This window comes from Escherichia sp. XD33 (assembly GCF_019375075.1).
Taxonomy (GTDB): domain Bacteria; phylum Pseudomonadota; class Gammaproteobacteria; order Enterobacterales; family Enterobacteriaceae; genus Enterobacter; species Enterobacter flexneri_A.
In genome coordinates this window covers 20,012-39,633 of sequence record NZ_JAENDM010000005.1, presented here as the reverse complement: position 1 = coordinate 39,633, position 19,622 = coordinate 20,012, and the positions used below count along the sequence as shown (strand labels likewise).

General features: G+C 52.5%; 19 protein-coding genes and 1 riboswitch. Of the genes, 11 read left to right on the top strand and 8 right to left on the bottom strand.

Annotation, left to right across the window (positions count from 1 at the left end):
- Positions 1-18: 18 nt before the first annotated feature.
- Genes K0778_RS04870 through ilvI form a run of 3 tightly spaced genes read right to left on the bottom strand, consistent with a single transcriptional unit; the run spans position 19 to position 2,335 of the window.
- On the bottom strand, positions 19-105 hold the full coding sequence (locus K0778_RS04870) for a fruR/shl operon leader peptide (RefSeq protein ID WP_001303787.1): 87 nt from the start codon (positions 103-105) through the stop codon (positions 19-21).
- Positions 106-116: 11 nt separating this feature from the next.
- Positions 117-608, bottom strand: a complete 492-nt coding sequence (ilvN, locus tag K0778_RS04865; protein WP_001300383.1) for an acetolactate synthase small subunit — start codon at positions 606-608, stop codon at positions 117-119.
- A gap of 2 nt (positions 609-610) precedes the next feature.
- Complete coding sequence (ilvI, locus tag K0778_RS04860) at positions 611-2,335, bottom strand: acetolactate synthase 3 large subunit (RefSeq protein ID WP_153449060.1); 1,725 nt, start codon at positions 2,333-2,335, stop codon at positions 611-613.
- 118 nt (positions 2,336-2,453) lie between these two features.
- Here ilvI and K0778_RS28500 point away from each other — a divergent pair, with 118 nt between their 5' ends.
- On the top strand, positions 2,454-2,498 hold the full coding sequence (locus K0778_RS28500) for a protein YabR (protein WP_120795371.1): 45 nt from the start codon (positions 2,454-2,456) through the stop codon (positions 2,496-2,498).
- A 154-nt stretch (positions 2,499-2,652) separates the two neighbouring features.
- Here the strand turns inward: K0778_RS28500 and leuO are convergent, their stop codons facing one another.
- Positions 2,653-3,597: a transcriptional regulator LeuO gene (gene leuO / locus K0778_RS04850; protein ID WP_063084623.1), complete on the bottom strand. Its 945-nt coding sequence runs from the start codon at positions 3,595-3,597 to the stop codon at positions 2,653-2,655.
- A gap of 659 nt (positions 3,598-4,256) precedes the next feature.
- Here leuO and leuL point away from each other — a divergent pair.
- From leuL to leuD, 5 genes are all read left to right on the top strand, one after another.
- Positions 4,257-4,343 (top strand): leu operon leader peptide, encoded by an 87-nt coding sequence (gene leuL, locus K0778_RS04845; protein WP_001300467.1) that lies wholly within the window; start codon positions 4,257-4,259, stop codon positions 4,341-4,343.
- 92 nt (positions 4,344-4,435) lie between these two features.
- Positions 4,436-6,007, top strand: coding sequence for a 2-isopropylmalate synthase (gene leuA / locus K0778_RS04840; protein ID WP_000082846.1), 1,572 nt, complete (start codon positions 4,436-4,438; stop codon positions 6,005-6,007).
- Entirely contained in the window at positions 6,007-7,098 is a 1,092-nt protein-coding gene (leuB, locus tag K0778_RS04835; protein ID WP_000042353.1) for a 3-isopropylmalate dehydrogenase, read from the top strand. The genes leuA and leuB overlap by 1 nt, the downstream gene beginning before the upstream one ends.
- 2 nt (positions 7,099-7,100) lie before the next feature.
- On the top strand, positions 7,101-8,501 hold the full coding sequence (gene leuC / locus K0778_RS04830; protein WP_001140652.1) for a 3-isopropylmalate dehydratase large subunit: 1,401 nt from the start codon (positions 7,101-7,103) through the stop codon (positions 8,499-8,501).
- Between the two features lie 10 nt (positions 8,502-8,511).
- A complete protein-coding gene (gene leuD, locus K0778_RS04825; RefSeq protein ID WP_000818228.1) occupies positions 8,512-9,117 on the top strand; it encodes a 3-isopropylmalate dehydratase small subunit in 606 nt (201 codons plus the stop codon).
- A gap of 48 nt (positions 9,118-9,165) precedes the next feature.
- Here the strand turns inward: leuD and setA are convergent, their stop codons facing one another.
- Both setA and sgrT read right to left on the bottom strand, forming a co-directional pair.
- Positions 9,166-10,344 (bottom strand): sugar efflux transporter SetA, encoded by a 1,179-nt coding sequence (gene setA, locus K0778_RS04820; RefSeq protein WP_000637862.1) that lies wholly within the window; start codon positions 10,342-10,344, stop codon positions 9,166-9,168.
- 101 nt (positions 10,345-10,445) lie between these two features.
- Positions 10,446-10,577: a glucose uptake inhibitor SgrT gene (gene sgrT / locus K0778_RS04815; RefSeq protein WP_001248770.1), complete on the bottom strand. Its 132-nt coding sequence runs from the start codon at positions 10,575-10,577 to the stop codon at positions 10,446-10,448.
- A gap of 88 nt (positions 10,578-10,665) precedes the next feature.
- Here sgrT and sgrR point away from each other — a divergent pair, with 88 nt between their 5' ends.
- The 4 genes from sgrR to thiQ all read left to right on the top strand — a co-directional run bounded on the left by sgrR (position 10,666) and on the right by thiQ (position 15,736).
- Positions 10,666-12,321, top strand: coding sequence for a DNA-binding transcriptional regulator SgrR (sgrR, locus tag K0778_RS04810; protein ID WP_001299833.1), 1,656 nt, complete (start codon positions 10,666-10,668; stop codon positions 12,319-12,321).
- A 33-nt stretch (positions 12,322-12,354) separates the two neighbouring features.
- Positions 12,355-12,454: riboswitch (TPP riboswitch) on the top strand.
- A 30-nt stretch (positions 12,455-12,484) separates the two neighbouring features.
- Entirely contained in the window at positions 12,485-13,468 is a 984-nt protein-coding gene (thiB, locus tag K0778_RS04805; protein WP_001565456.1) for a thiamine ABC transporter substrate binding subunit, read from the top strand.
- The gene (gene thiP, locus K0778_RS04800; RefSeq protein WP_000235717.1) at positions 13,444-15,054 is read left to right on the top strand and encodes a thiamine/thiamine pyrophosphate ABC transporter permease ThiP; all 1,611 of its coding nucleotides are present in this window, start codon (positions 13,444-13,446) and stop codon (positions 15,052-15,054) included. Before thiB ends, thiP begins: the two co-directional genes overlap by 25 nt.
- Positions 15,038-15,736, top strand: a complete 699-nt coding sequence (gene thiQ, locus K0778_RS04795; RefSeq protein WP_000916325.1) for a thiamine ABC transporter ATP-binding protein ThiQ — start codon at positions 15,038-15,040, stop codon at positions 15,734-15,736. The genes thiP and thiQ overlap by 17 nt, the downstream gene beginning before the upstream one ends.
- A gap of 113 nt (positions 15,737-15,849) precedes the next feature.
- Here thiQ and K0778_RS04790 read toward each other — a convergent pair whose 3' ends face one another.
- Entirely contained in the window at positions 15,850-16,614 is a 765-nt protein-coding gene (locus tag K0778_RS04790; RefSeq protein WP_001148403.1) for a DedA family protein, read from the bottom strand.
- A gap of 85 nt (positions 16,615-16,699) precedes the next feature.
- The gene (gene araC, locus K0778_RS04785) at positions 16,700-17,578 is read right to left on the bottom strand and encodes an arabinose operon transcriptional regulator AraC (RefSeq protein ID WP_001300811.1); all 879 of its coding nucleotides are present in this window, start codon (positions 17,576-17,578) and stop codon (positions 16,700-16,702) included.
- 338 nt (positions 17,579-17,916) lie between these two features.
- Between araC and araB the strand changes: the two genes are divergently transcribed.
- Positions 17,917-19,617: a ribulokinase gene (gene araB / locus K0778_RS04780; protein ID WP_000951777.1), complete on the top strand. Its 1,701-nt coding sequence runs from the start codon at positions 17,917-17,919 to the stop codon at positions 19,615-19,617.
- Positions 19,618-19,622: the final 5 nt, after the last annotated feature.

The following is a 19,622-nucleotide window of genomic DNA, read 5'->3' as shown; positions in this document are numbered from 1 at the left end:
ACATCTAAGCGCAGAAAATTAACTGCGGCAACTGCTTTTATTCCAGGTTCCCACTGATTTCGCAAAAAAAGCCCAACGTGACATGTTGGGCTGTAAATTGCGCATTGAGATCATTCTCAACGCATTATTTTATCGCCGCGCGAAAGTCCGACCACACCAGAGCGAGCAACCTCCACAATTTTCGCCACATCGCGAATCGATGCTAAAAATGCATCAAGCTTACCGCTGGTGCCTGCTAATTGAACGGTATAAAGCGAGGGTGTGACATCGATAATTTGCCCACGGAATATTTCCGTATTACGTTTCACTTCGTCACGCCCGTAACCGCTGGCCTGAATTTTCACCAGCATGATTTCCCGCTCAACATGCGCGCCCTGCCCCAACTCACTCACGCGCAAGACATCGACCAGTTTGTGTAATTGCTTTTCGATCTGCTCAAGTACTTTTTCATCGCCCACGGTCTGGATGGTCATACGCGATAATGTCGGATCGTCGGTTGGCGCAACGGTCAGGCTTTCAATGTTGTAGCCACGCTGGGAAAAAAGGCCAATCACGCGGGATAACGCGCCTGATTCATTTTCGAGTAAGACTGATAATATCCGGCGCATAATCAGGTTCTCTCCGTTTTGCTTAACCACATTTCATCCATTCCGCCCCCGCGAATCTGCATCGGGTAGACGTGCTCGCTGCCATCGACGGTAACATCAACAAACACCAGGCGATTATTGCGCACCTGTTCCAGCGCCTCGCTAAGTTTGCTTTCCAGCTCATGCGGATGAGAAATCTGGATCCCGACATGCCCATAGGCTTCCGCCAGACGGACGAAATCGGGTAGCGATTGCATATAAGATTGTGAATGACGGCCGGAATAGATCATGTCCTGCCACTGCTTCACCATCCCCAGATAGCGGTTATTGAGATTCACCACCAGTACGGGCAACTCGTATTGCAACGCGGTAGACAGTTCCTGGATGTTCATCTGAATACTGCCGTCGCCAGTGACGCAAACCACGGTTTCTTCTGGCAACGCCATTTTGACGCCCAGTGCCGCAGGTAAACCAAAACCCATCGTGCCGAGGCCACCGGAATTGATCCAGCGACGCGGTTTGTCGAATGGATAATAAAGTGCAGCAAACATCTGGTGCTGCCCGACATCGGACGTCACGTAAGCGTCTCCCTTCGTCAACCGCCAAAGAGTCTCGATCACCGCCTGCGGTTTAATCTTTTCACTGTGAGTGTCATATTTCAGGCACTGACGAGCGCGCCACTGTTCAATTTGCTGCCACCAGTCGCGGATCTCATCCAGTGGTTGATGGGCGGATTCTTGCGACAAGAGTTCAAGCATTTGTTCGAGGACCTGGCGAGCATCCCCCACAATCGGGATATCCGCAGTCACGGTTTTAGAAATGGAAGTAGGATCAATATCGATATGCAGAACAGTGGCATTTGGGCAGTACTTTGCCAGATTGTTCGTCGTTCGGTCATCAAATCGTACCCCGACGGCGAAAATCACATCCGCGTTATGCATCGTCATATTGGCTTCGTAGGTACCGTGCATTCCCAGCATGCCCAGTGCCTGACGATGCGTTGCCGGAAACGCCCCCAGCCCCATCAATGAGCAAACAACGGGCAGATTCAACGCCTCCACCGTTTCTTTCAACTGCTGATGGCAGCCCGCCGTGATTGCCCCACCGCCTACGTAGACAACCGGTTTTTTTGCCGCTACCAGCGTTTGCAGAGCACGCTTAATTTGCCCTTTATGTCCGGTAGTAGTGGGATTGTAAGAACGCATACTGACCGACTCCGGCCAGACATAGGGTAATTTGTTCGCCGGATTAAGAATATCTTTCGGTAAATCAACGACTACTGGTCCTGGGCGACCACTTGCCGCCAGCCAGAAAGCCTTTTTCAGCACCTGCGGAATGTCTTCCGTTTGCTTAACCAGAAAACTGTGTTTAACCACCGGTCGCGAAATCCCCACCATGTCGCACTCCTGAAAGGCATCGTAACCTATCAACGAGGTCGCTACCTGCCCGGAAAGGACAACTAATGGAATGGAATCCATATAAGCGGTGGCGATGCCAGTAATCGCATTGGTCGCCCCTGGACCCGACGTTACCAGCACGACGCCGACTTCCCCGGTCGCGCGCGCCAGGCCATCGGCCATATGCACCGCCGCCTGCTCATAACGAACTAATACATGATCAATACCACCCACGGTATGCAATGCATCATAAATATCAAGGACTGCGCCTCCGGGATAACCGAATACTTGTTTAACGCCCTGATCGATAAGCGATCGGACGACCATCTCGGCTCCAGACAACATCTCCATGGCCTGCCTCACTGTTTGACGGAAAAAATGTGTAAAACACATTAACCGTCCGATCTTGCTTAAGCAATTGGCAGCCAGAGACATAAACACGGGGTAATAAGAATAAACAGGAGGAAAGGTGAAAAGAAACGATAAAATCCTCCATTACAGAGGATTAAATTGATAATAAATCGGATGAATCCCACAACTTACAGCAATTTCTCTATTTTTTTAATTAATCCTAAAATAGCGAGCCCACACATTCAGAATAAAATTCTACATTCAATAAAAAATGCAGAATAAACCAGACATTCATGTCTGACCTATTCTGCAATCAGTTAGCGTTTGCAAATTGAGACTAATTGCTCTTCCATCCACTGATGGCCTTTATCGCGCCCGGCAGCTTCATGCCAGGAGAGATAACAGGTTCTGCTGTTTTGTTTTAACGGCAGCGGTAATACCTGTAATTCTAAGGATTCAGCGAACTCTTCAGCCAGCCAACGCGGCGCAATAGCGACCAAATGCGTTTGCGACACCACGCTAAGTACGCTCATCATTGCCATGCCCTGATACGCGATACTGGCTTGCTTATCTACTGTGTCATACCAAGATTGACTAAATGACGCGAAACGATCGAGCGAAACCGCCGCATGTTGTTCGTTATAAACATCATGTTTCAGTAACGGGCCCTTAATTGTTGGATGATTTTTGCTGGCTACCAGCACCATTTCATCTTTAAATAATGGCACGCTGGTAAATTCAGGACGATGGAAGTCTTCATAACTAATCACAAACTCCGTTTCCTGATAACGCAGCTGATGTTCAGTGTTCTGATTTAATGAAGACTTGAACATAACATGTATATTTGGCGCAATCTGCTCAATGTGATTATAAATCTGCGAGGTCAGAATGCTGTCTAACGGGCTGCAAACACAAAGATGAAATACACGTTCACTGCTCGCGGGTTCAAAACCTGAACCAGGCAATTCATTTTGTACTAGTTGCAATGCCTGACGAACTGAGCCAAAAAGTTGAAATGCGCGAGCAGTCGGTTGAATACCACGGCCATAACGAACAAAAAGCTCGTCATTAAACATCACCTTCAGGCGTGCAACAGCGTTACTGACCGCAGGTTGCGACATACCCAGAACATGAGCGGCACGGGTAATGTTTTGCTCCTGCATCACGGCATCGAAAACGGTTAATAAGTTGAGATCGACCATGCGTAGCTGTGGCTTGCTTAACTCCGCCGTCTCTGAATGATCTGTTTGTACCTCTGGCATACTTAACTCCACTGTCACACTTAACTCCCTTTCCCTTATTGGAATGCAGAGAAATAATCCTGAAGAATATGATTTATCATGCATATAAAATAAGAAAAAGCAAAATGAGTAAAATTCGGAAAACATAAAGATACGGGTTCTGATAAAAACAGAATCCATTGCCGTGGAATGAGTCATTTACCACAGCATAATAATCCATAATGTTTTTGTTGCGAAAACAATCTAATCATAACTACCACGAATACTCAATCATCTACAAAATGGATTAAATGTGCTTATTTAATAATTAATTTATATATTTAATGCATTAATTCTTAACATTAATTGATCAATAATATTCACCAAATCAATATCAAAAAAAATCGCAAAACATATAATTCAATACAAATCATCAGGATAGGTTTTGCAACGCGTGCATTTTGTCCCCTTTTTCCTCGTTGATTAGATGCAAAAATTTATGCTGAAATATGTCAACCGATGAAAAGCGTCGGTAGTTAAGCAGAAATTAATATCGCTTACTTTAACCACCGCAGCACAATTAGCTAATTTTACGGATGCAGAACTCACGCTGGCGGGACGTTTTTATTGCGTCAGGGTTGACATCCGTTTTTGTATCCAGTAACTCTAAAAGCATATCGCATTCATCTGGAGCTGATTTAATGACTCACATCGTTCGCTTTATCGGTCTACTACTACTAAACGCATCTTCTTTGCGCGGTAGACGAGTGAGCGGCATCCAGCATTAAGCCAGCACGCAGTCAAACAAAAAACCCGCGCCATTGCGCGGGTTTTTTTATGCCCGAAGCGAGGCGCTCTAAAAGAGACAAGGACCCAAACCATGAGCCAGCAAGTCATTATTTTCGATACCACATTGCGCGACGGTGAACAGGCGTTACAGGCAAGCTTGAGTGTGAAAGAAAAACTGCAAATTGCGCTGGCCCTTGAGCGTATGGGTGTTGACGTGATGGAAGTCGGTTTCCCCGTCTCTTCGCCGGGTGATTTTGAATCAGTGCAAACCATCGCCCGCCAGGTTAAAAACAGCCGCGTATGCGCGTTAGCTCGCTGCGTGGAGAAAGATATCGACGTGGCGGCCGAATCCCTGAAAGTCGCCGAAGCCTTCCGTATTCATACCTTTATTGCCACTTCGCCAATGCACATCGCCACCAAGCTGCGCAGCACGCTGGATGAAGTGATCGAACGCGCTATCTATATGGTGAAACGCGCCCGTAATTACACCGATGATGTTGAATTTTCTTGCGAAGATGCCGGGCGTACACCCATTGCCGATCTGGCGCGAGTGGTCGAAGCGGCGATTAATGCCGGTGCCACCACCATCAACATTCCGGACACCGTGGGCTACACCATGCCGTTTGAGTTCGCCGGAATCATCAGCGGCCTGTATGAACGCGTACCTAACATCGACAAAGCCATTATTTCCGTACATACCCACGACGATTTAGGCCTGGCGGTCGGCAACTCACTGGCGGCGGTACATGCCGGTGCACGCCAGGTGGAAGGTGCAATGAACGGGATCGGCGAGCGTGCCGGTAACTGTTCGCTGGAAGAAGTCATCATGGCGATTAAAGTTCGTAAGGATATTCTCAACGTCCACACCGCCATTAATCACCAGGAGATATGGCGCACCAGCCAGTTAGTTAGCCAGATTTGTAATATGCCGATCCCGGCAAACAAAGCCATTGTTGGCAGCGGCGCATTCGCACACTCCTCCGGTATCCACCAGGATGGCGTGCTGAAAAACCGCGAAAACTACGAAATCATGACACCAGAATCTATTGGTCTGAACCAAATCCAGCTGAATCTGACCTCTCGTTCGGGGCGTGCGGCGGTGAAACATCGCATGGATGAGATGGGGTATAAAGAAAGTGAATATAATTTAGACAATTTGTACGACGCTTTCCTGAAGCTGGCGGACAAAAAAGGTCAGGTGTTTGATTACGATCTGGAGGCGCTGGCCTTCATCGGTAAGCAGCAAGAAGAGCCGGAGCATTTCCGTCTGGATTACTTCAGCGTGCAGTCTGGCTCTAACGATATCGCCACCGCCGCCGTCAAACTGGCCTGCGGCGAAGAAGTCAAAGCAGAAGCCGCCAACGGTAACGGTCCGGTCGATGCCGTCTATCAGGCGATAAACCGCATCACTGACTATAACGTCGAACTGGTGAAATACAGCCTGACTGCTAAAGGTCACGGTAAAGATGCTCTGGGTCAGGTGGATATTGTCGCCAACTACAACGGTCGCCGCTTCCACGGCGTCGGCCTGGCCACCGATATTGTCGAGTCCTCCGCCAAAGCCATGGTGCACGTACTGAACAATATCTGGCGCGCCGCAGAAGTCGAAAAAGAGTTGCAACGCAAAGCTCAACACAACGAAAACAACAAGGAAACCGTGTGATGTCGAAGAATTACCATATTGCCGTATTGCCGGGGGACGGTATTGGTCCGGAAGTGATGACCCAGGCGCTGAAAGTGCTGGATGCCGTGCGCAACCGCTTTGCGATGCGCATCACCACCAGCCATTACGATGTAGGCGGCGCAGCCATTGATAACCACGGGCAGCCGCTGCCGCCTGCGACGGTTGAAGGTTGTGAGCAAGCCGATGCCGTGCTGTTTGGCTCGGTAGGCGGCCCGAAGTGGGAACATTTACCACCAGACCAGCAACCAGAACGCGGCGCGCTGCTGCCTCTGCGTAAGCACTTCAAATTATTCAGCAACCTGCGCCCGGCAAAACTGTATCAGGGGCTGGAAGCATTCTGTCCGCTGCGTGCAGACATTGCCGCAAACGGCTTCGACATCCTGTGTGTGCGCGAACTGACCGGCGGCATCTATTTCGGTCAGCCAAAAGGCCGCGAAGGTAGCGGACAATATGAAAAAGCCTTTGATACCGAGGTGTATCACCGTTTTGAGATCGAACGTATCGCCCGCATCGCGTTTGAATCTGCTCGCAAGCGTCGCCACAAAGTGACGTCGATCGATAAAGCCAACGTGCTGCAATCCTCTATTTTATGGCGGGAGATCGTTAACGAGATCGCCACGGAATACCCGGATGTCGAACTGGCGCATATGTACATCGACAACGCCACCATGCAGCTGATTAAAGATCCATCACAGTTTGACGTTCTGCTGTGCTCCAACCTGTTTGGCGACATTCTGTCTGACGAGTGCGCAATGATCACTGGCTCGATGGGGATGTTGCCTTCCGCCAGCCTGAACGAGCAAGGTTTTGGACTGTATGAACCGGCGGGCGGCTCGGCACCAGATATCGCAGGCAAAAACATCGCCAACCCGATTGCACAAATCCTTTCGCTGGCACTGCTGCTGCGTTACAGCCTGGATGCCGATGATGCGGCTTGCGCCATTGAACGCGCCATTAACCGCGCATTAGAAGAAGGCATTCGCACCGGGGATTTAGCCCGTGGCGCTGCCGCCGTTAGTACCGATGAAATGGGCGATATCATTGCCCGCTATGTAGCAGAAGGGGTGTAATCATGGCTAAGACGTTATACGAAAAATTGTTCGACGCTCACGTTGTGTACGAAGCCGAAAACGAAACCCCACTGTTATATATCGACCGCCACCTGGTGCATGAAGTGACCTCACCGCAGGCGTTCGATGGTCTGCGCGCCCACGGTCGCCCGGTACGTCAGCCGGGCAAAACCTTCGCTACCATGGATCACAACGTCTCTACCCAGACCAAAGACATTAATGCCTGCGGTGAAATGGCGCGTATCCAGATGCAGGAACTGATCAAAAACTGCAAAGAATTTGGCGTCGAACTGTATGACCTGAATCACCCGTATCAGGGGATCGTCCACGTAATGGGGCCGGAACAGGGCGTCACCTTGCCGGGGATGACCATTGTCTGCGGCGACTCGCATACCGCCACCCACGGCGCGTTTGGCGCACTGGCCTTTGGTATCGGCACTTCCGAAGTTGAACACGTACTGGCAACGCAAACCCTGAAACAGGGCCGCGCAAAAACCATGAAAATTGAAGTCCAGGGCAAAGCCGCGCCGGGCATTACCGCAAAAGATATCGTGCTGGCAATTATCGGTAAAACCGGTAGCGCAGGCGGCACCGGGCATGTGGTGGAGTTTTGCGGCGAAGCAATCCGTGATTTAAGCATGGAAGGTCGTATGACCCTGTGCAATATGGCAATCGAAATGGGCGCAAAAGCCGGTCTGGTTGCACCGGACGAAACCACCTTTAACTATGTCAAAGGCCGTCTGCATGCGCCGAAAGGCAAAGATTTCGACGACGCCGTTGCCTACTGGAAAACCCTGCAAACCGACGAAGGCGCAACTTTCGATACCGTTGTCACTCTGCAAGCAGAAGAAATTTCACCGCAGGTCACCTGGGGCACCAATCCCGGCCAGGTGATTTCCGTGAACGACAATATTCCCGATCCGGCTTCGTTTGCCGATCCGGTTGAACGCGCGTCGGCAGAAAAAGCGCTGGCCTATATGGGGCTGAAACCGGGTATTCCGCTGACCGAAGTGGCTATCGACAAAGTGTTTATCGGTTCCTGTACCAACTCGCGCATTGAAGATTTACGCGCGGCAGCGGAGATCGCCAAAGGGCGAAAAGTCGCGCCAGGCGTGCAGGCACTGGTGGTTCCCGGCTCTGGCCCGGTAAAAGCCCAGGCGGAAGCGGAAGGTCTGGATAAAATCTTTATTGAAGCCGGTTTTGAATGGCGCTTGCCTGGCTGCTCAATGTGTCTGGCGATGAACAACGACCGTCTGAATCCGGGCGAACGTTGTGCCTCCACCAGCAACCGTAACTTTGAAGGCCGCCAGGGGCGCGGCGGGCGCACGCATCTGGTCAGCCCGGCAATGGCTGCCGCTGCTGCTGTGACCGGACATTTCGCCGACATTCGCAACATTAAATAAGGAGCACACCATGGCAGAGAAATTTATCAAACACACAGGCCTGGTGGTTCCGCTGGATGCCGCCAATGTCGATACCGATGCAATCATCCCGAAACAGTTTTTGCAGAAAGTGACCCGTACGGGTTTTGGCGCGCATCTGTTTAACGACTGGCGTTTTCTGGATGAAAAAGGCCAACAGCCAAACCCGGACTTCGTGCTGAACTTCCCGCAGTATCAGGGCGCTTCCATTTTGCTGGCACGAGAAAACTTCGGCTGTGGCTCTTCGCGTGAGCACGCGCCCTGGGCATTGACCGACTACGGTTTTAAAGTGGTGATTGCGCCGAGTTTTGCTGACATCTTCTACGGCAATAGCTTTAACAACCAGCTGCTGCCGGTGAAATTAAGCGATGCAGAAGTGGACGAACTGTTTGCGCTGGTGAAAGCCAATCCGGGGATCCATTTCGACGTGGATCTGGAAGCGCAAGAGGTGAAAGCGGGAGAGAAAACCTATCGCTTTACCATCGATGCCTTCCGCCGCCACTGCATGATGAACGGTCTGGACAGTATTGGGCTTACCTTGCAGCACGACGACGCCATTGCCGCTTATGAAGCAAAACAACCTGCGTTTATGAATTAATCCCCTTGCCCGGTCAAATGACCGGGCTTTCCGCTATCGTCCACGTCATCAAACGTCTTTAACCTTTGCGGTTAAAAATAATGCGATAACAGAAATAACCGCAATTACCCAGTAGACAGCAAAGTGCCCCCAACTTTGTGCAATTGCTCCCTGAATAACGCCAGCCAGAATTACCCCGGTAGAAATACTGTTAGTAAATAAGGTGGTAGCTGCCCCCGCTCTTCCAGGCATTAAATCCTGAAACCATAGCATCCCAATACCCGCAACAATGCCGATAAATACAGCGTTAAAAAGTTGCAGCGTCATCAACGCCAGACGGCTATGAAATAAAATCAATCCGGTGTAAAACAGTACTCCTGCCGCCACTGCTATGACCATCATTCGCCGCTTACCATAACGTTTGACATAGTAGCCAGCCAGAATCATTGCTGGTATTTCCAGACCAGCTGCCGTCCCCATCAGGAAACCCGCCAGTTTGTCTGGCAATCCTAACTCGCTACTGATCCACAACGGCATATCAATAATGTACATGGTGTTGCAGGTCCACATTAACGTCGAGGCGACAAATAACATCCGTACGTTACTATCCTGCCAGCCACCTTGCATTGATAAAGCATTTTCCGACGGCAGTTCTACCCGCGCCACAGACGGAAGCATAAATGCAATCAATACCAGACTGAGTGTGAATATCCCGGCGGCAATCGAAAACATCACCGTAAAGCCGTAATTCAACGCCAGCATAAAGGCCAACGGTGGACCGATAACCCATGCCAGAGAAAGCTGCGCACGCATCACCGAGCTAAACATCACCACTTCTCGCGCCGAGTTATCCGCATATTCCCGCGCCAGAGCAAATAACTGTGGCATTGCCGTATTGGCCAGAGATGCCAGAAGCACACCACAGGTGATAAGCGTCAGATAATGACGATTAAATGCAAACAATAGCGCATTGCCGATAGCCATCAAACAGCAAAATATAATCAGTTTTCGCCGATCGCCCTGACTGTCAGAACGTTTTGCCAACCAGAGGCTTACGCCGATCCCAGCAATAGCATTCACCGTATAAAAGAGTCCGATCCAGAAAGGTTGCGCGCCAACCTCACGACTCAGAAATAAGCTCAATGTAGGAGCCTGTAGCGCCCCGGCCACCCCCATCATAAAAGCGACCAGCATAAATGCCGCGTAAACACCGTTCATACTGCGAGCCATCGTCATTATCCAGATCATACGTTCCCTTTTTAGCGCGGCGAGAATAAAAAAAACCAGCAGGTATAATCTGCTGGCGGGTGATTTTACACCAATACTCAGTCACACATGATGCAGGCAAGTCAACTTTCAGAATTGCGGTCATCCCACTGCATCAGTCCTTCAAGCATGGTTAATCGTTGTGGGACGCTTAACCAACGCAACCAGCACAACTTCGCTGTCGCGGTAAAATAGTGCTGATAAAACTGACGCATGGGGCACCTCCTTGCTTCATCGTTAGGAATTATTGACTTAATATAGGGAAAATAAAATTGCTGTCTTTTGCGCAGGAGTTCCCCTTTTATGCCATCTGCTCGTCTGCAACAACAGTTCATCCGCCTGTGGCAATGCTGCGAGGGTAAATCGCAGGACACAACGCTCAACGAACTGGCAGCGTTATTGAGCTGCTCGCGTCGTCATATGCGCACCCTGCTCAACACCATGCAGGATCGCGGCTGGCTGACGTGGGAAGCGGAAGTCGGGCGTGGTAAACGCTCGCGTCTGACATTCCTCTATACCGGGCTGGCGCTTCAGCAACAGCGGGCGGAAGACCTGCTGGAGCAGGATCGTATCGACCAACTAGTGCAGTTAGTTGGCGACAAAGCGACTGTGCGGCAAATGCTGGTTTCTCATCTGGGCCGCAGCTTCCGCCAGGGGCGGCACATCCTGCGCGTGCTCTACTATCGTCCGTTGCGTAATCTGCTACCTGGCAGCGCATTGCGCCGTTCCGAAACCCATATTGCCCGGCAAATCTTCAGTTCGCTAACGCGCATAAATGAGGAAAATGGGGAACTGGAAGCAGACATCGCCCACCACTGGCAGCAAATATCACCGCTTCACTGGCGTTTCTTTTTGCGTCCAGGAGTCCATTTTCATCATGGTCGTGAACTGGAAATGGACGACGTGATCGCCTCTTTAAAACGAATCAATACGCTGCCGCTCTATTCGCATATTGCGGACATTGTGTCGCCGACGCCCTGGACGCTGGATATCCATCTCACGCAACCGGACCGCTGGTTACCGTTACTGCTGGGGCAAGTTCCGGCGATGATCCTGCCGCGCGAATGGGAAACCCTCAGTAACTTTGCCAGCCATCCCATCGGCACCGGTCCGTATGCGGTGATCCGCAACACCACCAATCAACTGAAAATTCAGGCATTCGATGACTTCTTCGGTTACCGGGCATTAATCGATGAAGTTAACGTCTGGGTTCTGCCGGAAATTGCCGACGAGCCAGCTGGAGGTCTGATGCTAAAAGGTCCACAGGGCGAGGAAAAAGAGATTGAAAGCCGCCTGGAGGAAGGTTGCTACTATTTACTATTCGACAGCCGCACCCATCGCGGGGCGAATCAGCAAGTCAGGGACTGGGTAAGCTATGTGCTTTCTCCAACTAATCTGGTCTATTTCGCTGAGGAACAGTACCAGCAACTGTGGTTCCCGGCTTATGGACTGCTCCCCCGTTGGCACCATGCCCGCACCATAAAGAGCGAAAAACCGGCTGGTCTGGAAAGCCTCACCCTGACCTTTTATCAGGATCACAGTGAGCATCGGGTGATTGCCGGGATCATGCAGCAGATTCTGGCAAGCCACCAGGTCACGCTGGAAATCAAAGAGATCGACTACGATCAGTGGCATGAAGGAGAGATCGAGAGCGATATCTGGCTTAATAGCGCCAACTTTACGCTGCCGCTGGATTTTTCGCTGTTCGCGCACTTGTGCGAGGTGCCGCTGCTCCAACACTGTATTCCGATCGACTGGCAAGCCGACGCCGCCCGCTGGCGCAATGGCGAAATGAACCTGGCGAACTGGTGCCAGCAACTGGTCGCCAGTAAAGCAATGGTGCCGCTTATCCACCACTGGCTGATCATTCAGGGACAACGCAGTATGCGCGGCCTGCGTATGAATACCCTCGGCTGGTTCGATTTTAAATCAGCGTGGTTTGCGCCGCCGGATCCATGATTGCTGGTAGATAACAAAATCACTACACTAACGCCGTTCTCAACGGGGTGCCACGCAAACGCGTGCGCTGAGAAAATACCCGTCGAACCTGATCCGGATAACGCCGGCGAAGGGATTTGAGGCTCCTTCTCAAGTCCTTTGCCACTCTTTTTTGAGGTGCAAAGTGTTAAAAAAATGTCTTCCCCTGCTGTTGCTGTGCACAGCGCCCGTTTTCGCTAAACCCGTTCTGACTGTTTATACCTACGATTCCTTCGCCGCCGACTGGGGGCCTGGTCCAAAGATCAAAAAAGCTTTTGAAGCCGACTGTAACTGCGAACTGAAACTGGTGGCGCTGGAAGATGGCGTTTCGCTTCTCAACCGTCTACGGATGGAAGGCAAAAATAGTAAAGCCGATGTGCTGCTGGGGCTGGATAACAATCTGTTAGACGCCGCCAGTAAAACCGGACTATTTGCCAAAAGCGGTGTGGCAGCGGATGCCGTTAACGTTCCCGGCGGCTGGAATAATGACACTTTCGTACCGTTTGATTACGGCTACTTCGCCTTCGTCTATGACAAGAACAAACTAAAAAACCCGCCACAAAGCCTGAAGGAGCTGGTTGAGAGCGATCAAAACTGGCGGGTGATTTATCAGGATCCGCGCACCAGTACGCCGGGGCTGGGTCTGTTGCTATGGATGCAAAAAGTCTATGGCGATAACGCCCCGCAAGCCTGGCAGAAACTGGCGAAGAAAACCGTCACCGTCACCAAAGGCTGGAGCGAAGCCTACGGCCTGTTTTTAAAAGGCGAAAGCGATCTGGTACTGAGTTACACCACCTCTCCGGCTTATCACATTCTCGAAGAGAAGAAAGATAACTACGCCGCTGCGAACTTCAGCGAAGGTCACTATCTGCAGGTGGAAGTCGCCGCCCGCACCGCTGCCAGCAAGCAGCCGGAGCTGGCGCAAAAATTCCTCCAGTTTATGGTTTCTCCGGCTTTTCAGAATGCGATCCCAACCGGTAACTGGATGTATCCGGTGGCAAATGTCACACTGCCTGCCGGGTTTGAACAATTGACCAAACCGGCCACCACGCTGGAGTTCACACCAGCTGAAGTGGCGGCACAACGTCAGGCATGGATTAGCGAATGGCAACGCGCCGTCAGCCGTTAATTCCCGGCTGGTTAATTCCAGGTGTAAGCGCCGCCACGCTGGTGGTAGCGGTTGCGCTGGCGGCGTTTCTCGCCCTGTGGTGGAACGCACCGCAGGGTAGCTGGGCGGCAATCTGGCAGGACAGCTACCTGTGGCATGTGGTGCGCTTCTCCTTCTGGCAGGCGTTTCTCTCGGCGCTGCTCTCTGTCGTACCCGCGATATTCCTCGCCCGCGCGCTCTATCGCAGGCGCTTTCCGGGTCGGCTGGCGCTGTTGCGTCTGTGCGCAATGACCTTAATCCTCCCGGTGCTGGTTGCTGTTTTCGGCATTCTTAGCGTCTATGGTCGCCAGGGCTGGCTGGCAACACTCTGCCAATCGCTCGGTCTGGAGTGGACCTTTTCGCCCTACGGCCTGCAAGGTATTTTGCTGGCCCACGTATTTTTTAATCTACCGATGGCGAGCCGCTTATTACTCCAGGCACTGGAAAACATTCCCGGCGAACAACGTCAGCTTGCCGCCCAGCTTGGGATGCGCGGCTGGCATTTTTTCCGCTTCGTCGAATGGCCGTGGTTACGGCGACAAATCCCGCCGGTTGCTGCACTTATCTTTATGCTCTGTTTCGCCAGCTTCGCCACCGTGCTATCGCTGGGCGGCGGTCCGCAGGCAACCACTATCGAGCTGGCAATCTATCAGGCGCTGAGTTACGACTACGATCCTGCCCGCGCGGCGATGCTGGCGCTGATCCAGATGGTGTGTTGCCTCGGGTTGGTGCTGCTGAGTCAGCGATTGAGTAAGGCCATTGCGCCAGGCACCACGCTGCTGCAAGGCTGGCGCGACCCGGACGATCGTCTGCATAGCCGCATTTGCGACACGGTGTTAATTGTGCTGGCGCTGCTGCTGTTGCTGCCACCGTTGCTGGCGGTGATCGTCGATGGGCTAAATCGCCAGTTGCCGGAAGTGCTGGCACAACCGGTGCTGTGGCAGGCGCTGTGGACCTCGTTGCGTATTGCGCTGGCGGCAGGTGTATTGTGCGTAGTGCTGACCATGATGCTGCTATGGAGCAGTCGCGAACTTCGGGCGCGGCAGAAAATGCTGGCGGGTCAGGCGCTGGAGATGAGCGGCATGTTGATCCTCGCCATGCCGGGGATTGTGCTGGCTACCGGCTTCTTTTTACTGCTCAACAACACCATTGGCCTGCCGCAATCTGCTGACGGCATTGTGATTTTCACCAATGCGTTAATGGCGATCCCTTATGCGCTGAAAGTACTGGAAAACCCGATGCGCGATATCACCGCCCGCTACAGTATGTTGTGTCAGTCGCTGGGCATTGAAGGCTGGTCGCGCTTAAAAGTGGTCGAGCTGCGCGCCCTGAAACGTCCACTGGCGCAGGCGCTGGCTTTTGCCTGCGTGCTGTCGATTGGTGATTTTGGCGTGGTGGCGTTGTTCGGTAACGATGATTTCCGCACCCTGCCGTTTTATCTCTACCAGCAAATTGGCTCCTATCGCAGCCAGGACGGCGCGGTCACCGCGTTAATTCTGCTGCTACTCTGTTTTCTGCTGTTTACCGTGATTGAAAAACTACCGGGGCGAGATGTTAAAACTGACTGATATCACCTGGCTTTACCAACATTTGCCGATGCGTTTTAGCTTAACGGTAGAACGCGGCGAGCAGGTGGCGATCCTCGGGCCAAGCGGCGCAGGTAAAAGTACCCTGCTGAACTTGATCGCCGGTTTTCTGACGCCAGCCAGCGGTTCGCTGACTATCGACGGCGTTGATCACACCACGACGCCGCCGTCACGCCGTCCGGTGTCGATGCTGTTTCAGGAAAACAACCTGTTCAGTCACCTGACGGTCGCGCAGAACATCGGGCTGGGGCTAAATCCGGGATTGAAACTGAACGCGGCACAGCAGGAGAAAATGCACGCTATCGCCCGCCAGATGGGGATTGATAATTTAATGGCGCGGTTACCTGGCGAGCTTTCCGGCGGTCAGCGACAGCGCGTGGCGTTAGCGCGTTGTCTGGTGCGCGAACAGCCGATTTTATTGCTCGATGAACCGTTCTCTGCGCTCGATCCGGCGTTACGTCAGGAGATGCTGACGCTGGTGAGCACGAGCTGCCAGCAGCAAAAAATGACGTTATTGATGGTGTCACACAGTGTGGAAGATGCCGCGCGGATCGCCACGCGCTCGGTGGTGGTCGCCGACGGGCGCATCGCCTGGCAGGGTAAGACCAATGAGTTGTTGAGCGGTAAGGCGAGTGCTTCAGCACTATTGGGGATTACGGGTTAGTATGCACTGTCAGATGCGGCGTGAACACCTTATCCGACCTACGGACAGTGCGTTTTGTAGGCCTGATAAGACGCGGTCAGCGTCGCATCAGGCAACCCGCACAAGACAATCCCCTAAACCCCAACCACTTTACGCAAAATATCGATATACACCGGCATCAACGGGTGGCGAATTAACACCACCAGCGCCACCACGCCGATGGCAGAAATCAACGGCGTCAGCCACAACAAACGGCCGCGCGACAAATAATGACTTAAACGATCGGTTGCTTTACCGCTGCGCCATAACCGCCAGCACAGCCAGCCACCAACCCACAAAAATACCGCCGTCGCCAGCAGCAACCATTTAAACTCGCCGCTCTGCATTCCGGCTGGAATATCGATCGCCGCGCCCGCCAGAATCCCAGGCAGGAAGTAAAACGGTGGCCACAGCAGGCAGCCGATAATATTCGGCGTAATGAATTTTGCCACCGGCAGATCCAGCATTCCCGCCACCATTGGCACCAGCGGACGCGTCGGGCCAACAAAGCGACCGACCAGAATGGTGAACATGCTGTGTTGATGCAACGCATGTTCAGTTTTATCGAGTAATGCTTTGTTTTTCTTCAGAAATGACCAGCGATGCAACGGCTTTTTAAAACGCCAGCCCAGCCAGAAGGAGATCCAGTCGCCCAGCAGACAACCGACAATCCCTGCCAGCCAGGCGTGCCAGAAACTTAACTCGCCGCTGCCAATCAGCGCTCCCAGCCCCGCCATCAGCACCGTACCGGGTAGAATCAAACCGACCAGCGCCAGCGACTCCAGAAAGGCCACCAACACCACCGCCATCAATGAATACACGGTAGATTGGGTAATAAAGTGTTCCAGCAATGCTTGCATAATGTGCCTGTCAAATGGACGAAGCAGGGATTCTGCAAACCCTATGCTACTCCGTCAAGCCGTCAATTGTCTGATTCGTTACCAATTATGACAACTTGACGGCTACATCATTCACTTTTTCTTCACAACCGGCACGGAACTCGCTCGGGCTGGCCCCGGTGCATTTTTTAAATACCCGCGAGAAATAGAGTTGATCGTCAAAACCAACATTGCGACCGACGGTGGCGATAGGCATCCGGGTGGTGCTCAAAAGCAGCTTCGCCTGGCTGATACGTTGGTCCTCGCGCCAGCTTAAGACGCTAATCCCTAACTGCTGGCGGAAAAGATGTGACAGACGCGACGGCGACAAGCAAACATGCTGTGCGACGCTGGCGATATCAAAATTGCTGTCTGCCAGGTGATCGCTGATGTACTGACAAGCCTCGCGTACCCGATTATCCATCGGTGGATGGAGCGACTCGTTAATCGCTTCCATGCGCCGCAGTAACAATTGCTCAAGCAGATTTATCGCCAGCAGCTCCGAATAGCGCCCTTCCCCTTGCCCGGCGTTAATGATTTGCCCAAACAGGTCGCTGAAATGCGGCTGGTGCGCTTCATCCGGGCGAAAGAACCCCGTATTGGCAAATATTGACGGCCAGTTAAGCCATTCATGCCAGTAGGCGCGCGGACGAAAGTAAACCCACTGGTGATACCATTCGCGAGCCTCCGGATGACGACCGTAGTGATGAATCTCTCCTGGCGGGAACAGCAAAATATCACCCGGTCGGCAAACAAATTCTCGTCCCTGATTTTTCACCACCCCCTGACCGCGAATGGTGAGATTGAGAATATAACCTTTCATTCCCAGCGGTCGGTCGATAAAAAAATCGAGATAACCGTTGGCCTCAATCGGCGTTAAACCCGCCACCAGATGGGCATTAAACGAGTATCCCGGCAGCAGGGGATCATTTTGCGCTTCAGCCATACTTTTCATACTCCCGCCATTCAGAGAAGAAACCAATTGTCCATATTGCATCAGACATTGCCGTCACTGCGTCTTTTACTGGCTCTTCTCGCTAACCCAACCGGTAACCCCGCTTATTAAAAGCATTCTGTAACAAAGCGGGACCAAAGCCATGACAAAAACGCGTAACAAAAGTGTCTATAATCACGGCAGAAAAGTCCACATTGATTATTTGCACGGCGTCACACTTTGCTATGCTATAGCATTTTTATCCATAAGATTAGCGGATCCTACCTGACGCTTTTTATCGCAACTCTCTACTGTTTCTCCATACCCGTTTTTTTGGATGGAGTGAAACGATGGCGATTGCAATTGGCCTCGATTTTGGCAGTGATTCTGTGCGAGCTTTGGCGGTGGACTGCGCCAGCGGTGAAGAGATCGCCACCAGCGTAGAGTGGTATCCCCGTTGGCAAAAAGGGCAATTTTGTGATGCCCCGAATAACCAGTTCCGTCATCATCCGCGTGACTACATTGAGTCAATGGAAGCGGCACTGAAAACCGTGCTTGCAGAGCTTAGCGTCGAACAGCGCGCAGCTGTGGTCGGGATTGGCGTTGACAGTACCGGCTCGACGCCCGCACCGATTGATGCCGACGGTAACGTGCTGGCGCTGCGCCCGGAGTTTGCCGAAAACCCGAACGCGATGTTCGTATTGTGGAAAGACCACACTGCGGTTGAAGAAGCGGAAGAGATTACCCGTTTGTGCCACGCGCCGGGCAATGTTGACTACTCCCGCTATATTGGCGGTATTTATTCCAGCGAATGGTTCTGGGCAAAAATCCTGCATGTGACTCGCCAGGACAGCGCCGTGGCGCAATCTGCCGCATCGTGGATTGAGCTGTGCGACTGGGTGCCAGCTCTGCTTTCCGGTACCACTCGCCCGCAGGATATTCGTCGCGGACGTTGCAGCGCCGGGCATAAATCTCTGTGGCACGAAAGCTGGGGCGGCTTGCCGCCAGCCAGTTTCTTTGATGAGCTGGACCCGATCCTCAATCGCCATTTGCCTTCCCCGCTGTTCACTGACACCTGGACTGCCGATATTCCGGTGGGCACCTTATGCCCGGAATGGGCGCAGCGTCTCGGCCTGCCTGAAAGCGTGGTGATTTCCGGCGGCGCGTTTGACTGCCATATGGGCGCAGTTGGCGCAGGCGCACAGCCTAACGCACTGGTAAAAGTTATCGGTACTTCCACCTGCGACATTCTGATTGCCGACAAACAGAGCGTTGGCGAGCGGGCAGTTAAAGGTATTTGCGGTCAGGTTGATGGCAGCGTGGTGCCTGGATTTATCGGTCTGGAAGCAGGCCAATCGGCGTTTGGTGATATCTACGCCTGGTTCGGTCGCGTACTCAGCTGGCCGCTGGAACAGCTTGCCGCCCAGCATCCGGAACTGAAAGCGCAAATCAACGCCAGCCAGAAACAACTGCTTCCGGCGCTGACCGAAGCATGGGCCAAAAATCCGTCTCTGGATCACCTGCCGGTGGTGCTCGACTGGTTTAACGGTCGTCGCTCGCCAAACGCTAACCAACGCCTGAAAGGGGTGATTACCGATCTTAACCTCGCTACCGACGCTCCGCTGCTGTTCGGTGGTTTGATTGCTGCCACCGCCTTTGGCGCACGCGCAATCATGGAGTGCTTTACCGATCAGGGGATCGCCGTCAATAACGTGATGGCGCTGGGCGGCATCGCGCGGAAAAACCAGGTCATTATGCAGGCCTGCTGCGACGTGCTGAATCGCCCGCTGCAAATTGTTGCCTCTGACCAGTGCTGTGCGCTCGGTGCGGCGATTTTTGCTGCCGTCGCCGCGAAAGTGCACGCAGACATCCCATCAGCCCAGCAAAAAATGGCCAGTGCGGTAGAGAAAACCCTGCAACCGCGCAGCGAACAGGCACAACGCTTTGAACAGCTTTATCGCCGCTATCAGCAATGGGCGATGAGCGCCGAACAACACTATCTTCCAACTTCCGCCCCGGCACAGGCTGCCCAGGCCGTTGCGACTCTATAAGGACA